The organism is Anabaena subtropica FACHB-260, from assembly GCF_014697105.1.
GTDB classification, from domain to species: domain Bacteria; phylum Cyanobacteriota; class Cyanobacteriia; order Cyanobacteriales; family Nostocaceae; genus Trichormus; species Trichormus subtropicus.
This window is the reverse complement of record NZ_JACJRF010000034.1, coordinates 1-16,324: the sequence shown is the minus strand read 5'-3', so window position 1 is coordinate 16,324 and position 16,324 is coordinate 1. Positions and strand designations below refer to the sequence as shown.

17 protein-coding genes are annotated in these 16,324 nt (G+C 42.6%); 7 read left to right on the top strand and 10 right to left on the bottom strand.

Translation table 11 applies throughout. The annotated features are described in order from the left end of the window. Positions 1–113 precede the first annotated feature (113 nt). Positions 114–962, top strand: coding sequence for a M28 family peptidase (locus H6G18_RS17720; protein WP_190408418.1), 849 nt, complete (start codon positions 114–116; stop codon positions 960–962). 115 nt (positions 963–1,077) lie between these two features. Here H6G18_RS17720 and H6G18_RS17715 read toward each other — a convergent pair whose 3' ends face one another. The 4 genes from H6G18_RS17715 to tyrS all read right to left on the bottom strand — a co-directional run bounded on the left by H6G18_RS17715 (position 1,078) and on the right by tyrS (position 4,947). Then, complete coding sequence (locus H6G18_RS17715; RefSeq protein ID WP_190408417.1) at positions 1,078–2,001, bottom strand: bestrophin family protein; 924 nt, start codon at positions 1,999–2,001, stop codon at positions 1,078–1,080. Positions 2,002–2,166: 165 nt separating this feature from the next. After that, the gene (locus H6G18_RS17710) at positions 2,167–2,916 is read right to left on the bottom strand and encodes a hypothetical protein (protein ID WP_242040384.1); all 750 of its coding nucleotides are present in this window, start codon (positions 2,914–2,916) and stop codon (positions 2,167–2,169) included. An 8-nt stretch (positions 2,917–2,924) separates the two neighbouring features. Next, positions 2,925–3,641, bottom strand: coding sequence for an orotidine-5'-phosphate decarboxylase (gene pyrF / locus H6G18_RS17705; protein ID WP_190408416.1), 717 nt, complete (start codon positions 3,639–3,641; stop codon positions 2,925–2,927). Between the two features lie 109 nt (positions 3,642–3,750). Next, entirely contained in the window at positions 3,751–4,947 is a 1,197-nt protein-coding gene (gene tyrS / locus H6G18_RS17700; RefSeq protein ID WP_190408415.1) for a tyrosine--tRNA ligase, read from the bottom strand. A gap of 174 nt (positions 4,948–5,121) precedes the next feature. Here tyrS and H6G18_RS17695 point away from each other — a divergent pair, with 174 nt between their 5' ends. After that, a complete protein-coding gene (locus tag H6G18_RS17695; RefSeq protein ID WP_190408414.1) occupies positions 5,122–7,044 on the top strand; it encodes a transglycosylase domain-containing protein in 1,923 nt (640 codons plus the stop codon). Positions 7,045–7,095: 51 nt separating this feature from the next. Here H6G18_RS17695 and H6G18_RS17690 read toward each other — a convergent pair whose 3' ends face one another. Then, complete coding sequence (locus H6G18_RS17690) at positions 7,096–7,419, bottom strand: DUF1825 family protein (protein ID WP_190408413.1); 324 nt, start codon at positions 7,417–7,419, stop codon at positions 7,096–7,098. A 112-nt stretch (positions 7,420–7,531) separates the two neighbouring features. Further along, a complete protein-coding gene (locus H6G18_RS17685) occupies positions 7,532–8,494 on the bottom strand; it encodes a J domain-containing protein (protein WP_190408412.1) in 963 nt (320 codons plus the stop codon). Positions 8,495–8,741: 247 nt separating this feature from the next. Here H6G18_RS17685 and H6G18_RS17680 point away from each other — a divergent pair, with 247 nt between their 5' ends. The 3 genes from H6G18_RS17680 to H6G18_RS17670 all read left to right on the top strand — a co-directional run bounded on the left by H6G18_RS17680 (position 8,742) and on the right by H6G18_RS17670 (position 10,405). Then, a complete protein-coding gene (locus tag H6G18_RS17680; RefSeq protein WP_190408411.1) occupies positions 8,742–9,116 on the top strand; it encodes an NINE protein in 375 nt (124 codons plus the stop codon). A gap of 83 nt (positions 9,117–9,199) precedes the next feature. Further along, positions 9,200–9,733, top strand: a complete 534-nt coding sequence (locus tag H6G18_RS17675) for a helix-hairpin-helix domain-containing protein (protein ID WP_190408410.1) — start codon at positions 9,200–9,202, stop codon at positions 9,731–9,733. A gap of 45 nt (positions 9,734–9,778) precedes the next feature. Further along, a complete protein-coding gene (locus H6G18_RS17670) occupies positions 9,779–10,405 on the top strand; it encodes a Uma2 family endonuclease (protein ID WP_190408409.1) in 627 nt (208 codons plus the stop codon). A 60-nt stretch (positions 10,406–10,465) separates the two neighbouring features. Here H6G18_RS17670 and lepB read toward each other — a convergent pair whose 3' ends face one another. The 4 genes from lepB to H6G18_RS17650 all read right to left on the bottom strand — a co-directional run bounded on the left by lepB (position 10,466) and on the right by H6G18_RS17650 (position 13,594). After that, on the bottom strand, positions 10,466–11,038 hold the full coding sequence (lepB, locus tag H6G18_RS17665) for a signal peptidase I (RefSeq protein ID WP_190408408.1): 573 nt from the start codon (positions 11,036–11,038) through the stop codon (positions 10,466–10,468). 154 nt (positions 11,039–11,192) lie between these two features. After that, positions 11,193–11,816 carry a hypothetical protein gene (locus H6G18_RS17660; protein WP_190408407.1) on the bottom strand — a complete coding sequence of 208 codons (624 nt, stop codon included), beginning with the start codon at positions 11,814–11,816 and terminating at the stop codon, positions 11,193–11,195. A 45-nt stretch (positions 11,817–11,861) separates the two neighbouring features. Next, positions 11,862–12,890 carry a glucokinase gene (locus tag H6G18_RS17655; protein ID WP_190408406.1) on the bottom strand — a complete coding sequence of 343 codons (1,029 nt, stop codon included), beginning with the start codon at positions 12,888–12,890 and terminating at the stop codon, positions 11,862–11,864. Positions 12,891–12,946: 56 nt separating this feature from the next. Further along, entirely contained in the window at positions 12,947–13,594 is a 648-nt protein-coding gene (locus H6G18_RS17650; RefSeq protein WP_190408405.1) for a histidine phosphatase family protein, read from the bottom strand. A 287-nt stretch (positions 13,595–13,881) separates the two neighbouring features. On the opposite strand from H6G18_RS17650, the gene H6G18_RS17645 reads away from it, so the two are divergent. After that, positions 13,882–14,199, top strand: coding sequence for a hypothetical protein (locus H6G18_RS17645; protein ID WP_190408404.1), 318 nt, complete (start codon positions 13,882–13,884; stop codon positions 14,197–14,199). Positions 14,200–14,343: 144 nt separating this feature from the next. Continuing rightward, positions 14,344–16,071, top strand: a complete 1,728-nt coding sequence (locus H6G18_RS17640) for a succinate dehydrogenase/fumarate reductase flavoprotein subunit (protein WP_190408403.1) — start codon at positions 14,344–14,346, stop codon at positions 16,069–16,071. Positions 16,072–16,324: the final 253 nt, after the last annotated feature.

Below are 16,324 nucleotides of genomic sequence, written 5' to 3'. Positions count from 1 at the left end.
AGCCTCATCGTTGAACTTGATTTCATCTTCAAGTTGGGAAATCCACCCTTACCTTAATTGCTGTCTGCTTGATTAATACATAGAAAGTTTAATATTACAACTGTTCTAAACACTTGAATTTAAAAGCAAGATTACACAATCATCTAACACAGATAGCACGAGAACGCGATCCTTATCTAGCGACGGCTGGACATTTCTTTGTCCAAGAATACATTCGTCAAGAACTTTCCCAATGGGGAAGTGTGGAAATCCACACCTTTCAAGTAGGCAATAAATCTTTTAATAATCTCATTCTCAATTTACCGTCCCAATGTGTGCGAAAAAAACAGCCTCTACCACCTATTTTAATTGGCGCACATTATGATGCTGTACCAGGAACGTCGGGGGCTGATGATAATGCTACAGGTGTAGTAGTTTTATTAGAATTGGCGAGAAAGTTTGCGGCTGAACCAGCCAGATATCCTTTGCGCTTGGTGGCATTTGATATGGAAGAATATGGCTTGTTGGGTAGTACCGACTATGCAGCCTTATTACGTCAACAACAACAACCGTTACGTTTGATGATGTCTCTAGAAATGTTAGGCTATCGGGACTCTACACCAGGTTCGCAGAGATATCCTAGAGCTTTGGAACGTTTTTACCCTAGTACTGGCGATTTTATTGCTTTAATTGGCAATTTACGGACTATTGCCGACTTAATTGGCATGAGTCGCAATATTCGCAAAGCTGGGGTATCAAGCCAGTGGCTACCTGTACCAAATCGGGGTTTGATTGTTCCCCAAACTAGATTGAGCGATCATGCACCGTTTTGGGATGTGGGTTATCCAGCAATTATGGTGACGGATACAGCCTTTTTGCGGAATCCTCATTATCATAAAGCCAGTGATGCGATCGCTACCCTCGATTTAGATTTTCTCACAGGTGTGTGTGCAGGTTTGGAAAATGCTATCCGGCGGCTGTGAACAAAGTTATGCCAATTCAAAATTCAAAATTCAAAATTCAAAATTAAGAAAGCCAGACATGACAAAGCTTTGGTTATGGGTATCTGTCGCATTCTTTTCAGTGGTGTTACTTTTTTTAGATCATGACATTTGACGTTCCACCCAATTCAGGAGAGCAAACATAGGGAGATAAAGTAATTAAATCTTCAATATTCCGCTTCATAGTTTTACAAATATCATCTAATGGTAAATCATTAGCATCGTAACCAAAAGGATTTTCTATCTCCAAACCAATAGCTTCAATGCCAAACAAAGTAAAACTCACTAACGATACCACTATACCTGTCCACCAACCCAAACTCTCTACCATTTGAAAAGGTAAAAGAGAACAATATAGTAATAACAATTGCTTGAGATGGATGGAATAAGCCAAAGGTATAGGTGTTTTTAAAATCCGTTCGCAAGCTCCTAAATTATCTACTAAATTGTTTAATAATTGTTGTATAGACATTAACTGATAACTATTTAAGCAATTTTGAGCATACTTTTGCTGTAAATAATCGGCAATCCAAAAGGCTATCTCCAGGGAAGGATTATTCATCCACTGAATTTTAGAATATTTATAAGATGACATTAATTCTTCTAACTCATCATTGACATCTTCTCCACGCAAATGCAATTTGGTAGCCACAGCAAAAGCTACAAGTAAGTTTAAAATTGCTATTTTCTCTTCTTTATCTTTAGGCAATATTTCATCTACGGAAACCCAAATTTGTCGAGCTAGGTTACGAGTATTATTAACTATAGAACCCCAGCATTTTCTCCCTTCCCAAAAACGATCATAAGCTGTATTTGTCCGAAAAACCAGTAATAAACCTAAAACAATACTAGGAATAACACTCCCTAAAATTGGTTGAGATACAGGGAGTTTGAAGTAATATAATAAAGAAACAAAAACTCCAAATAATCCACAATAAATAACTCGTTTATAAATGGCTCTAATAACTGAACCTTTAAGTTGACAAGCCATTTGAATCCAATGCTTTTTTTCAACAATCATCTTTTTGACCTAAAAAATATTGGGCGAACTCATCCAGTAAATATCTGATAATTTAAAAATCTTAAAAATCGCTCTTGTTCAGGAGGGGTATGTATCCCCGAATGTAGACAACCTTCTTTCTGCCCTTTGCCCTCTCTCTCTGCCTTCTTCAACCATTACCCATTGTCATCGCATACGCACGCTTCCTGCCTGACAATCTCGCAACCAAGTTTTGATACCTTGAGCAATACTACCGTTACTACTATCTCGTGGCGGCGATGGTGGCTGTTGTTGGGGATAAGCACCAGTCTGAGTCAGCATCATGACAAAACGCCAGTCGCTGGGAGTTTTTGTTAAAAGTAACCAGTGGAATTCTTGTAATTCCACTGCTTTTTTATCTATATACTGTCTGTGTAAAGTAGTAAAGAAAACTTGTTCAATATCTGATGCAGTGTTTTTTTGCCCATCTGTGTGAGAACCATCAAGCTCTAGGGGCAATGATTGAAATTCAGGTTTACCTGCTACCAGCGTATAGCTATAAATATCACTACTTCTGCGAAGTCGGCGACCGCGTTGAGTGGCACGATTGGCATAGCCAGGTAAATCGCGCAATAACTGAGTAGTTAAAGTCTCTAGACTTTGCTCATGACAAACAAACTTATTCTCAGGCTGTAAAGAGGGTTGAGGAGTGAGATTTTGTGAGAATGCTGTTTTCTCATAACTATTGCTGAAAATCAGCCAAAAACCCAAAGTCAGCAGCCAAAAACCATAACTTGTCTTTTTAACAAAGTTGAGTGCTGTTAGCCTTAGCGGAACGTTTAGCCCATGCTGAGTAATAAATCCTTCCCCTGCTTCCCCTGCTTCCCCTGCTTCCCCTGCTCCCCTGCTCCCCTGCTCCCCTGCCCCCTGCCTCCTGCCTCCTTCCTGCCCTTTCATGTCTACCCTCATGCCACTGTAGTTAACTCTTGAGAAATTCGTTTCCAGGCTAACTCAGGTTCAGTCGCCGCCGTAATTGGTCGTCCAATTACCAAATAATCAGCCCCAGCTTGGAGGGCTTGGGACGGGGTGAGCGATCGCTTTTGATCTCCCGATTCTGCCCATGTTGGACGTACCCCCGGACAAACCAGCACAAAGTCATCCCCACAAATTTGGCGTAAATGTGCCACTTCTTGGGGCGAACAAACAGCCCCATCTAACCCCATTTCTTGCGCCATCAGTGCCATATCTAAGGCATATTCTGGCAATTCTGAAGGAATTTTCAAATCCAAAGCCAACTGTCTGGCAGAAATACTCGTTAGCACCGTCACAGCAATTAACTTGGGTGGTTTAACACCAGCTTCTGCTGCTCCTTCCTGTACTGCCTCTTTCGCAGCCTTTAGGGCATCTCTACCAGAGGTAGCATGAATTGTGATCAAATCTACTCCGTAACCAGCAGCAGCACGACAAGCCCCAGCCACAGTATTGGGGATGTCATGAAACTTCAAATCTAGAAAGATGCGCTTTTGTTTAGATTTCAGTACTTCCAAAATTTTCGGGCCGGAACTAGTAAACAATTCCAAACCAACCTTCCAAAAAGTCACAGGCTCTAATTTATCAATGAGAGCGATCGCGCTCTCTTCATCCGGCACATCTAAAGCCACAATTATTTTGTCATTAGTCATTAGTCATTAGTCCATAGTCATTGATCATTAGTCTTTGCTTCCCCTGCTCCCCCTGCTCCCCCTGCTCCCCCTGCTTCCCCTGCTCCCTGCTCCCTGCCCCTTGCCGCTTCTAAGGAACTAAGCGAACAAACTTGTTTTTACCCACTTGTAACACTCGTCCTAGCAATTCATCGGGCTGCGGGAAGGAGGTATCGGCATCAGAAATGCGATCGCCATCTAAGCGTACTCCACCTTCTTGGATTTTCCGTTTACCTTCCCCTGTACTTTTACACAAGCCAGTAGCACCCAATAAATAAGCTAACTTGACAGGGAATTGGGAGATCCCAGCTAAAGAGAATTCTGGGACTGCACCTTCTTTACCGCCACTTTTAGCAGCTTCTTTGGCTTCATTGGCTGCTTCTTCGCCGTGGTATTGTTTAACGATTTCCCAAGCTAAGAGCATTTGGCGATCGCGGGGATTTTCTGGCAATGTGTCTATGGGTAAATCCGTCAGTAGTTCAAAATATTCTTTCAGCAGTTGATCGGGAACACCTTGTAACTTTTGGTATTTTTGTCCTGGGTGTTCAGATAAACTCACGTAATTACCTAAAGACTTGGACATTTTCTGTACTCCGTCAGTGCCGATCAAAATTGGTAGAAGTACTCCAAATTGGGGCTTTTGACCAAAGTGACGTTGTAAATCACGACCAACAGCAATGTTAAACTTCTGGTCTGTTCCGCCTAATTCCACATCTGCCTCAATAGCAACAGAATCATACCCCTGCATCAAAGGATAAAGGAACTCATGCAGGAAAATCGGATTCTCTTTCTTATAGCGATCGGCAAATCCTTCTTTGGCTAACATTTGCCCCACAGTCATGGTGGCAAGTAACTCAGTAATTTTCCCTAAATCAAGCCGGGAAAGCCATTCTGAGTTATAACGTACCTCTAACCTGCCTGGTGTGTCAAAATCCAAAATAGGACGCACTTGGTCGAGGTATGTTTGAGCATTTTGCTTGACATCTGCCTCTGTCAGTTGGCGACGCATCTCAGACTTACCTGTTGGGTCGCCAATACGTGCGGTAAAATCACCAATAATTAACACTGCTGTATGACCAGCATCTTGAAACCCTCGCAGTTTACGCATTGGTATGCTATGACCAAGATGAATATCGGCTCCTGTCGGGTCAATGCCATATTTTACCCGCAGAGGTCTATCCGTAGTTGCTAGGCGTTTCTCTAGACTCTCAATATCACTTTCAGCATCAGTAGGTTGTGGGAAAACTTCCGCTATCCCACGATGCAGCCAAGAAAAATTATCCGCCATACTTAAGAGATTCGCTATTAACTACGTTTTTTACTAGAAAAGTTGGGCTTTTTATGTTCACAGACAAATTGTCCGTTATTTCATCTGCCAGACTAATATAATTGCAAAAAATTAACCACCCTGCTTCAAAGAATGAATTACAGTAATATTTACAAGTGAGGAAGTGAAATCGCCGTGTCGTCTAGGACTTTTGAACAAAAGCAACCGCAACGTCGTACTTCGTCTGGATTTGAGTTTTTTAAAGGCGTAGGCCAAGTAGCTGGCGGAACTCTATTATCACTGACGATGTTGACAAGCTCCATTGTAGCCGGAGGGCTTGTTGGTTTAGCGATCAGTTTCCGCAATTTACCAGATGTCAGACAGCTACGCAATTTTTTCCCGTCAGAAACAACTTACATCTATGACATCAAGGGCAAACTACTAGCTAGTGTTCACGGAGAAGCTAACCGTGAAGTCGTACCCTTAGATAGAATTTCTCCCAATCTCAAACGAGCTGTACTAGCCAGCGAAGATAGTCATTTCTATAATCACCACGGGATTAACCCCACTGGTGTAGGGCGTGCTGTCGTCACCAACTTGGCTGCTGGTGGTGTGAAAGAGGGCGGTTCTACCATCACCATGCAGTTGGTGAAAAACCTATTTTTAAGCCGTAGGCGTGCCTTTACTCGTAAATTAGCTGAGGGAGTACTGGCAATCCGCTTAGAACAAATTCTCACTAAAGACCAAATTTTAGAAATGTACCTCAATCAAGTTTATTGGGGTCATAATAATTATGGTGTGCAGACAGCAGCACGTAGTTACTTTAATAAGTCAGCCGAGAACCTAACCATAGCTGAATCGGCCATGATGGCGAGTTTAATCCCAGCACCAGAAGAATATAGCCCATTTGCTAATAGAAAGTTGGCGTACCAGAAACAAAAAGAAGTTTTGGGGCGGATGCTGGAATTAAACTGGATTAGCCAGAAAGAGTATGATGATGCGCTCAAGGAAGAAATTACATTTGGGAGAATTAGATCATTCCAAGGTAGTGCGCTGCCTTACATAACCAACACTGTGTCCCAGGAATTAGCTAAAAAGTTTGGACGTGAGACCCTGCTTAAGGGTGGTATGCGGGTACAAACCACAGTTGATGCTAATTTCCAAACGATGGCAGAAGACACTGTGAAAAAGTGGCATAAAAATTTACTAGGTCAAGGTTTAAGTAGAAACCAAATTGCACTTGTAGCAATTGATCCCAGGACTCACTTTGTCAAAGCCTTAGTAGGTGGCGTAGACTCTAGAGGTAGTGAGTTTAACCGAGCTACACAAGCTTTACGTCAACCAGGATCTTCCTTTAAACCGTTTGTCTATTATGCTGCTTTTGCGACTGGTAAATTTGCACCTGATAGCACGGTGATAGATGCTCCAGTCAGATATCGTGATGGAAATAATTGGTACACTCCCAGAAACTACGATGGTGGTTTTAGTGGTGCTATGTCAATTCGGACTGCTCTAGCTCAATCACGGAACATTCCCGTAATTAAACTAGGTAAAACCATCGGCATGAATAAAGTGGTGGAAACTTGCCGCATCTTGGGTATTATGAGTCCGATGGAACCTGTGACTTCCCTGCCACTAGGTGCAATTGGTGTCACACCAATAGAAATGGCTAGTGCTTATGCGACTTTCGCCAATTATGGTTGGCAATCGCCGCCAACAGTCATTGCTCGCATTACCGATAGCAGTGGCAATGTTTTATTAGACAATACTCCCAAACCCCAGCTAGTTTTAGATCCTTGGGCATCAGCTGCCACTATAGATGTGATGCGCTCAGTGGTCACTGATGGTACTGGTAAAGGTGCTGCCATTGATCGTCCATCTGCTGGTAAAACAGGCACAACTTCATCTGAAAAAGATATTTGGTATGTGGGTACCGTGCCACAGTTAACAACTGCTGTCTGGATAGGTAGAGACGATAACCGACAACTAGCCAGTGGTGCAACTGGTGGTGGGATGGTAGCTCCTATATGGCGTGAGTTTATGACTAAGGCGCTCAAAGGTGTACCAGTTCAAAACTTCAGACCACCTTCTCAATTTCCGCGTCCTAAGGCAAATTAGGGGGGTACTGAGTGGGGAGTAAAGAATTATTCTTCTGCTCCCCTGCCCCTTTTAAGTCTGTTTCTCTAGCTCCGATTTCATCCTCTCCAGAGTCATATTCATCTGATCAAACATCTGTTGAGGAGTGATGCCAAACTGATTCAATTGAGTTTTGAGCTGCTCTACAGTCATTTGTGCCATAAAGTCTTCTGAAAGCTCGAATCGCTTCATAAAGACGCGATAGCGATCCATCATTGCTTCCATTTGCTCAATAAATAACTTTTTACCCTCACGGTCAAATTTGCCGTAGTTGTTGCCTAGTTGAATCAGTGCTTGATAATCTTCAAACAACTGTTTTGCTTCTTGCTGAACTATCTCAGAGTCAAAGAATCCCATGTGCCTCTACTGGGCTGAGTAATATCACTCAGCAGCTTATAGTTTTGCCTCTATTTTCATTCTAGTCTAGGGGATTCACTTTAAAAACAAACTTCGGTCTCAGTACGGTTTCTTACCGAGATTTCAACACTTGACTCAAGTTAGTTTCTACTTTGGTAACGAATTTACCTAATAAGGCAGCAATACCTAAAGCCTTCGCAAGTGATGGCGGATCGATATTATCAATACAGTTAATTTTTAAAAAGTTAGCATATTTTAAAGCTAGTTGCTGCTGCGGATTAAGTTTCAAGGCTTGGCGCATATAAACTTTTGCCATCCCCGGAAAATTCTGTCGCAGATGCACGAAACCTAATAAGGCATAATAATCGCTGTTACTTGACTCTAGCTTGATTGCATCTCGTAGTTCCTGCACAGCTAATGCCCATTGACCTTGTTTAGTATACTGAATAGCGCGCTGATAGTGCCGTTGAGCATAATTTATAACTGCGGGCTTGACATTAGTTTTCTGATCTAAAGTGATTTCTTGTACCTGCACCTCTATAGGTGGAGATTTTTGTTTGGGTTTTACAGATGGATTTACTTGCAAAATCATAGGTTCCGACTTCTGCAAGCATAGGTAAATTCGATTTAAGGTAATTATTTGTTTAGTTATCTGATGGGATTTGTGCAGAGATTTGTACTGGGCTTCTGCATAAGAAGCGATCGCTTCTTCATAAAATAACTCGGCTTCTCGTGCAGACATTGCCATGAGTTCTTTGGCTGGGGAACTCTGCACAGACTTCGACTGTTTTTTCCAGGCGATCGCTTCTAACCTGAGTGACTCTAAAATGCTAGTACGCTTGTGCTTATGCTTCAATTGCTCGTGAGCAGGGTTAACTAAGCAGGTAAAAATTGTCGTTGCTAATTTTTTCTCCAAATTATTATTGTTAGTGTAGCGATCGGGATGTAGCAGTTTTGCTAAAACGTGATAACGATTGAGGATTTTTCGCTCATCAGCAGTCACAGCAATCCCTAAGACAGCATAGGGGTCAGAGAGTTGTTTTAGCCATTCTGCGGGGATAAAAGTCTGTGACATTTTATTAGGGTTTGCAGATGAAAACTTTAAGATAGCATCGAAGAATGGGGAGTGGGGAGTGGGGAATAGGAATTGGGGATTAAGATTAGGTGAGGTCTATATGAATAAAATAAGTTCATTCATATATATATTTTGTTAGGTTAGACAGTCTGAATTTTGTAATGCTGCATTGATTAGGGTGTTTGGCTATTGGCTACGATCGCTGTCTGATTGACAAAACTGTAGTAGTGGTAAATTAATAGGGGATATGTTAACTAAGCGTAAAAGTCGAAGCGTTGCCGCTATTTTAGCTTTTGCTGGGACGGTGAGCATTTCTGGATTACATAAGTTTTATTTAGGACAGCCAGTTTGGGGGTTGTTATACGTTTTACTTTCTTGGACACCTATTCCTAAGGTAGCTAGTGCTATTGAGGGGGTCTGGTACTTAGCCCAAGATGAAGAAGCTTTTGATCGTAATTTTAATTTGGGTAAACCAGCAGTCAAACAATCCCCCTATGTAGTGAATCAGGTAGGAGCGATCGCTGATGCTTTACGGGAATTAGATACTCTACGTCAAGATGGCTTGATTTCCGAGTACGAATTTGAACAAAAGCGCCGCCAGTTGCTTGATCAGATTTCTTGATGGAGAGTAAAAAGATGCAGAGGGACAGGGTGCAGAGAGAGGAAGAAGAGAACTGTTGACTATTGACTATTGACTATTGACTAATGACTAATTGGCTTCCTTGGAATTCTAGGGTACAAAAACTTCGTGTCAAGCTGCTGAATGACCCCTACTATCGACTACAGTCTGGGGAGGAAATTCAGATTGCAGCACAATTGGGAATTCGTATTGATGCTAACCAAGCAACTGTCGATGATTGGTTGCGGCTACCGGGGTTGTCGATTCACCAAGCGCGATCGCTAGTTGAACTCTCTCGTTCTGGTGTTAAATTTTACTGTATTGAAGATATTGCTGCGGCTTTGGGGCTACCAGTACCACGACTGGAACCGTTAAAGCCTTTATTAAATTTTAGTTATTATGACCACGAATCCCTAGTTGGTTCTACACAATTAGTTAATGCCAACACCGCCTCAGTTGAAGAGTTAGCCCAAATACCATATATCGATGTCTCTTTAGCCCAAGCAGTGATAGAAAATCGGGTGTCGGTTGGGGTTTACCGTAACTTGGCTGATTTCCAGCGAAGATTGCAGCTTTCTGGTGAGGCGATCGCTCAGTTAATGTATTTTCTCAGGTTTTAATATCAAGACAAGATTTATTCTTACTAGTGCAAAGAGCATAAGTTCATGACTCAAGCCTTAATCAAACCGATAACTTTTGATGAATTTATTGCTTGGTATCCAGAGAATACGGGACAACGCTATGAACTACATGATGGGAAAATTGTAGAAATGCCTAAACCAACAGGTAAACATTCAAAAATAGCTGGATTCCTCTCTGGTAAATTATTTATAGAAATTGAACGCTTGCATCTGCCTTATTTCATCCCGAAAGAATGCGTTATCAAGCCAGCGCAAGAGTCAGGATATGAGCCAGATGTTATTATTTTAGATGAGCAAAAAGTTGGTAGTCTGGAACCTAGATGGGAGAGGGAATCTATCATTACAATGGGAACATCTATTCCTTTAGTCGTAGAGATTGTTTCCACTAATTGGGAAGATGATTATGCTAGAAAATTAGAAGATTATGAATTATTGGGAATTCAAGAATATTGGATTGTGGATTATTTAGGTTTAGGTGGTAGGAAATTTATCGGTAATCCTAAACAACCAACTTTTTCTGTTTACTCATTATTTGATGGAGAATATCAAGTTAATCAGTTTAGAAGTAATGAACGAATCATGTCACCAACTTTCCCAGAATTAAGTTTGACTGCTGGAGAAGCTTTTCAAGCTGGTGGACTCCAGCGATAGGTGTCTGGGATAGTCAGTAGCCAGTGGGAGCAACTAACAACTGACAACTACCTCTAATCGCTAAATTATTCCCACACGATCAGGCGGCCAAAAGCGAAATACGGCTCTACCAATGATATTTTCTTTTGGTAAAAAGCCCCAGTAGCGAGAGTCATTACTATTGTTGCGGTTGTCTCCCATGACAAAGAATTGACCTTCTGGGACTTTGACTGGTGGAAATGGTTGACTGGGTGGTTCAGCAATGTAGTCTTCTGGTAATGGTTGCCCATTCAGGTAAACTTTGCCACCTTTAACGCTGATGATTTCTCCTGGTGTACCAATTACCCGTTTGATAAAGGCTTGGTCTTTGGGATATCCCCGGCGTTGTAGTTCTGCGGGTGGCTGAAAAACGACAATATCCCCAGTTGTTGGCTGCTGAAAATTGTAAGAGACTTTTTCCACTACTAGGCGATCGCCTTCATATAAAGTAGGAACCATCGATTCAGAGGGTATGTAGCGGGGTTCGGCGATAAAAGTCCGAATCAATAGGGCTAAACATAAAGCGATCGCAATCAGCGTTAAATTTTCTTGCCAACCACGCCATGCTTTTGATGGCGCAGGGGATTGTTTTGTATCACTTTCCTGAGGATTCATAGAAGTTTTCGGCCAGTTGAATTAAGTAAAACCAATACTTTGATTATTCTATTAGGACTTACGCAGCCAAATTCTTCGCTTTGTCAGGGTATGGGGTATGAAACTATGAGGGTGTAAGGGAAAGAAAAAATTTACCCCTACACCACTGCATTTTTCACTTTTTCAGGACTAATTGGAAGGAATTGAGATATCCGGTAATGGTTTTAGCTAAAGTCTGTTGCTGTTTTTTAGTAGTTATAGCCATTACTTGATACAAGCGTCCCTCAGCCACATAAATTCTACTTCTGGTAATCTTACCGCCAGAGTTAATGTAAGCAATTTCCTTGCCTGGATGACCGTTAGAACTGCGAATATTGCGCTGATTTAACAAATTACTTTGTGTAGTCTTTAGCGCCATATCCCGGACGTTATTCAAAATTTCTTGGGGATCTGTCATTTGCCCATAACTATGGGGAAATTCGTTGTATACCACTAAATAGGCAACTTCCTGTTTTGGGGGTTGGGCTAAAAATACCTCTAGGTTAATTTCCCCCATGTAAGTTTTTTGGGTTTGAGAATCCTGTTTGGGTATTCCTGGCATTAACACAGAAAAGCGCCCATCTGGTGCAGTAAACAATTTCCATTCTGACTGCACTGGTTGAGCAATAGGTGGTTTCTTTTGAGACACTGTTGCTTTGGCTGGCACATTAGGACGTTTAGGCTGACGTGCTTCTACAGTCATGGAGCCACTGCAAACTAAGGTAGCGGCGATTAATGGTAAAACAAATTTTCGTGTCATAGTTTTGGCATTCGCAGATGCTGATATTACTGATGATGCTAGCTGTTATAACCTAGCAGCACACAAAGCAGCACCTATTAGCCCCACTTGTTGATTGAGAATGATATGTACGGGTATTTCTGCCAGCAGGGGGCGCATTCTGCCTTTTTGACTGAAATTGAGTAAGAAATTGCTGTTTTCAATCAAGGGCAGGATTTTAGGTGCAATTCCACCTGCAATGTATAAGCCGCCATAAGGTAGGAGTTTGAGGGCAAGATTTCCGGCTTCTGCACCGTAAGCATCAATAAATAATTGCAAAGTTTGTTCCGAGAGGCGATCGCTTCCTTCGAGTGCGGCTTTACCAATAGCTGCACCAGGATCGACGGTTTTTTCCGACTGTCCTGCTTGTTGTTCCCAGGTGCGGACAACTTGAGCAATTTCTGGCGATTCTGTACCTAATTTGCGATCGCGTAAAAATTGGTAAATGGCGACAATCCCCTGTCCAGACACTACTCGTTCCACAGACACGCGCTGGATATCATGTTTATCCAGTAGATATTTTAATAGCTGAAACTCTAATTCGTTGCGGGGGGCAAAATCGGCGTGTCCACCTTCAGAGGGGAAAACTTGATAGTGATTGCCCTGTTTAATTAAAAAACCTTGGCCTAATCCCGTACCAGCACCAATAATAGCAATGGGTGCTTCGGGTTTGTTTTTACCAACTTGCAAAGTTAGCAAATCTTTCTTACTTAAACCAAAAATCCCATAACCAACAGCAGCAAAATCATTAATCAGAGAAATTAACGGGATACCCAATTCTTGTGCTAACCGTTCAGTATCCAAAAACCAAACTAAGTTGGTTAGCTTGGCAGTATTATTCACCACTGGCCCGGCGATCGCAAAACAAGCCTTTTCGGGTGTGCTGGGTACATTAGCCTTAGCTAAAAATTGCTGCACCATCGGCACTAAATCGGGAAAATCCCCACTATGGTAACTTTCCTCATAAATACTCTGCAAACCCGATGAGTCGGAGATTTCCACTAATCGCAAAATAGTTTTCGTCCCGCCAATATCTCCTGCTAATAACAAAGTCATAAAACTTATCAGTAAATTAGTGAGTGATCAATAGTCATTAGTCCATAGTCAACAGTCTATGCAAACCGAATAACTTCCTCTACCTGAGCCAAATGAGAAGTGTCTCCCTTTAGTTCTAGCAACCAATCAGGGCCGTAACGCACAACTTTGACTAAGGAACATAAAGAAGCCTTGACTTCAGTTTTGGCAATTTCCCCCACCAGTCCCATTGCAGCCCCCAGTACAGAAGCGCCATGTGCTACTAGCAATATGTTATCTGGGAAGAATTCAGTCACCAAGCATCTAGCTGTTTGTCCCGAACGCGCTCTTACTTCTTCGTGGGTTTCGGGATAGTTTGCAGCGATGCGTGCTGTATAACTAAGATCAATCCTGGGAAATAATTCTACCAACGCTGAACTTGATAGTCGTTCTGGTTCTTCTGTCATCCAAGCTGGATTGAGCCATTCACTCAACCCTGTCTCTAGATTAATCGGCAAATCCAAGACTTCTGCTACTGCGTTGGCTGTTTGTACCGTTCGCAGAAAAGGAGAAGCGAAAATATGACCGATTTTTTCTCCTCTCAAACGTTGAGCTAACTGTCTAGCTTGTACGATACCATCATCAGACAAGGGCGGATCATAGCGTCGTTCTGCGGTGAGAAACCAATCGGGGTTAACAAAGTCGAGGCGGTTGGCGTGTCTTGCAATCCAGACTATTTGACTCATGGGTTTGGTTATTCAGGCGAATTGAATTCGCTTCACACAAAAACAGACACCCAAAAAGACGGGTGCAAACCCAATATATGACAAATCATGTAATCTTTTGTAATAAATCAATAGTCAATACTTATTCTCTACTCTGCACGCTGCTCATTACCCCGCTACCACTAACAGCACTCAGCACCAGATTTATGAAGTGATATTACAAACCTTGCAAAAATATTGAGAAATTGTCTGCCAGCCAAACATGGTTCTAACGTAGAACCTATAGGAGAGCCTTGAGGCAAGCATAAATGAGCAAAAATAATAATCAAAACTATCGTTTTGTCTGCACTCTGACCTTTGGTGATATCTACGGTCAAATAATTGTTTGGTTAATTACGATTACTCTGAGTTTGGCATCAGCATTAGCACTCATGGGTGCTAGGCGACCAGTATATGCTTTAGCAACTGTGGGTCTTGTCGTGCTGCTATCGCTACCTTTCTTGTTGTTTGCATTTGTAACTACATTGTTAAATCATATTGAAGTAACTGCTGTAGAACCAGGAACTAAAACCGAACCTATCCCCGGTAATGTTTCCCAACAACAACCTGTACAAGCCACCAGTTGACAATATTACTTAATTTTGCATTTTGAATTTTAAATTTTGTAACTTCTCTGTCTACTGGCAGAGAATTTTTTTTAGAAATGGAAAACTGCTCAGTGAATCACATCTCTACAATAGAACAGCAGTGTTTTGCAGTCGGTGGCTAATATGCTAGAGCATGATGTGATTATTGTCGGGGGTGGGCTGGCGGGATGTCGGGCGGCTGTGGAAATTGCCCGTACTGACCCTAGTTTAAATGTTGCAGTGGTCGCCAAAACTCACCCGATTCGTTCCCACTCTGTTGCAGCTCAAGGTGGTATGGCTGCATCACTAAAAAATGTTGATTCTACTGATACTTGGGAAGCTCACGCTTTTGATACTGTCAAAGGTTCTGATTATTTAGCAGATCAGGATGCAGTGGCAATTCTGACTCAAGAAGCCCCAGACGTGGTAATTGACCTAGAACACATGGGTGTTTTATTTTCACGTCTCCCCGATGGTCGCATTGCTCAACGGGCTTTTGGTGGACACTCCCACAACCGCACCTGTTACGCAGCTGATAAGACTGGTCACGCAATTCTCCATGAATTGGTAAATAATTTGCGGCGTTATGGTGTGCAGATTTACCAAGAGTGGTATGTGATGCGCCTGATTTTGGAAGAAAATGAGGCTAAGGGTTTAGTCATGTACAGCCTGTTAGACGGGCATATTGAGGTTGTACGGGCAAAAGCAGTGATGTTTGCCACGGGGGGTTATGGTCGCGTTTATAACACCACCTCCAATGATTACGCCTCTACTGGCGATGGCTTGGCGATGAGTGCGATCGCCGGTTTACCTCTGGAAGATATGGAGTTTGTTCAATTCCATCCCACTGGTTTGTATCCTGTTGGGGTCTTGATTTCCGAAGCTGTGCGGGGGGAAGGAGCGTATTTAATTAATAGTGAAGGCGATCGCTTCATGGCGAACTATGCACCCAGTCGCATGGAACTAGCCCCCCGTGATATTACCTCACGGGCGATCGCTTACGAAATTCGCGCTGGACGTGGTGTGAATTTAGATGGTAGTGCAGGCGGCCCCTTTGTCTATCTGGATTTGCGCCATATGGGCAAAGAAAAAATTATGAGTCGCGTTCCCTTCTGCTGGGAAGAAGCCCACCGCTTAGTTGGTGTGGACGCAGTGACTCAACCAATGCCAGTCCGTCCGACAATTCACTATTGTATGGGTGGTATCCCAGTGAACACCGATGGTAGAGTCCGCAGCAGTGGAGATGGCTTAGTTGAAGGCTTCTTTGCTGCTGGTGAGACATCTTGTGTATCCGTCCACGGAGCAAATCGTCTAGGTAGTAATTCCCTATTAGAATGTGTAGTTTATGGTAAGCGGACTGGGGCGGCGATCGCGCAATATGTGCAGAAACGTAAGTTACCTTCTATAGATGAGCAAGGTTACATCACACAAGCCCAGCGAGAAATCCAAGCTTTACTAGAACAGCCTGGAAAATACCGGATTAACCAAGTCCGCCAAGACTTCCAAGATGCTATGACCGAGTATTGTGGCGTTTTCCGCACTCAAGAATTAATGAGTCAAGGTTGGCAGAAAATATCAGAAATACAACAAAAATATAGTCAAGTATATTTAGACGACAAAGGTAGTTGCTGGAATACAGAACTAGTAGAAGCCTTAGAATTGCGGAGTTTAATGGTAGTTGGACAAACTATTTTGGCATCAGCTCTCAATCGTCAAGAGAGTCGTGGCGCACACTTCCGCGAAGATTACCCCCAGCGAGATGATACCAATTTCCTGCAACACACTATGGCTTACTATTCACCCGCAGGGATTGACATTCAATATCGTCCAGTGGTGATTAATATGTTTGAGCCAAAGGAAAGGAAGTATTAAATAAGTCGGATTTCCCCTCTGAGAAAGAGGGGAAATGCTATCTGTTGGTAACCGACAATCCCCTCTGATGAACCAAAGGAATATATGCTTACCTGTAGGTTGTATTGTCCGATCGCCTGAACTATGCTCACTCAATTTCCTATTTCCCATCTAGACATCCACAAGGGTACTCCCGCCACACCTCCCCGGTTGGCGGTGAGGGGAATTGTGGGATGATTGGAGGGGGTCAACCCCCCTTCAATCATCAGGACTA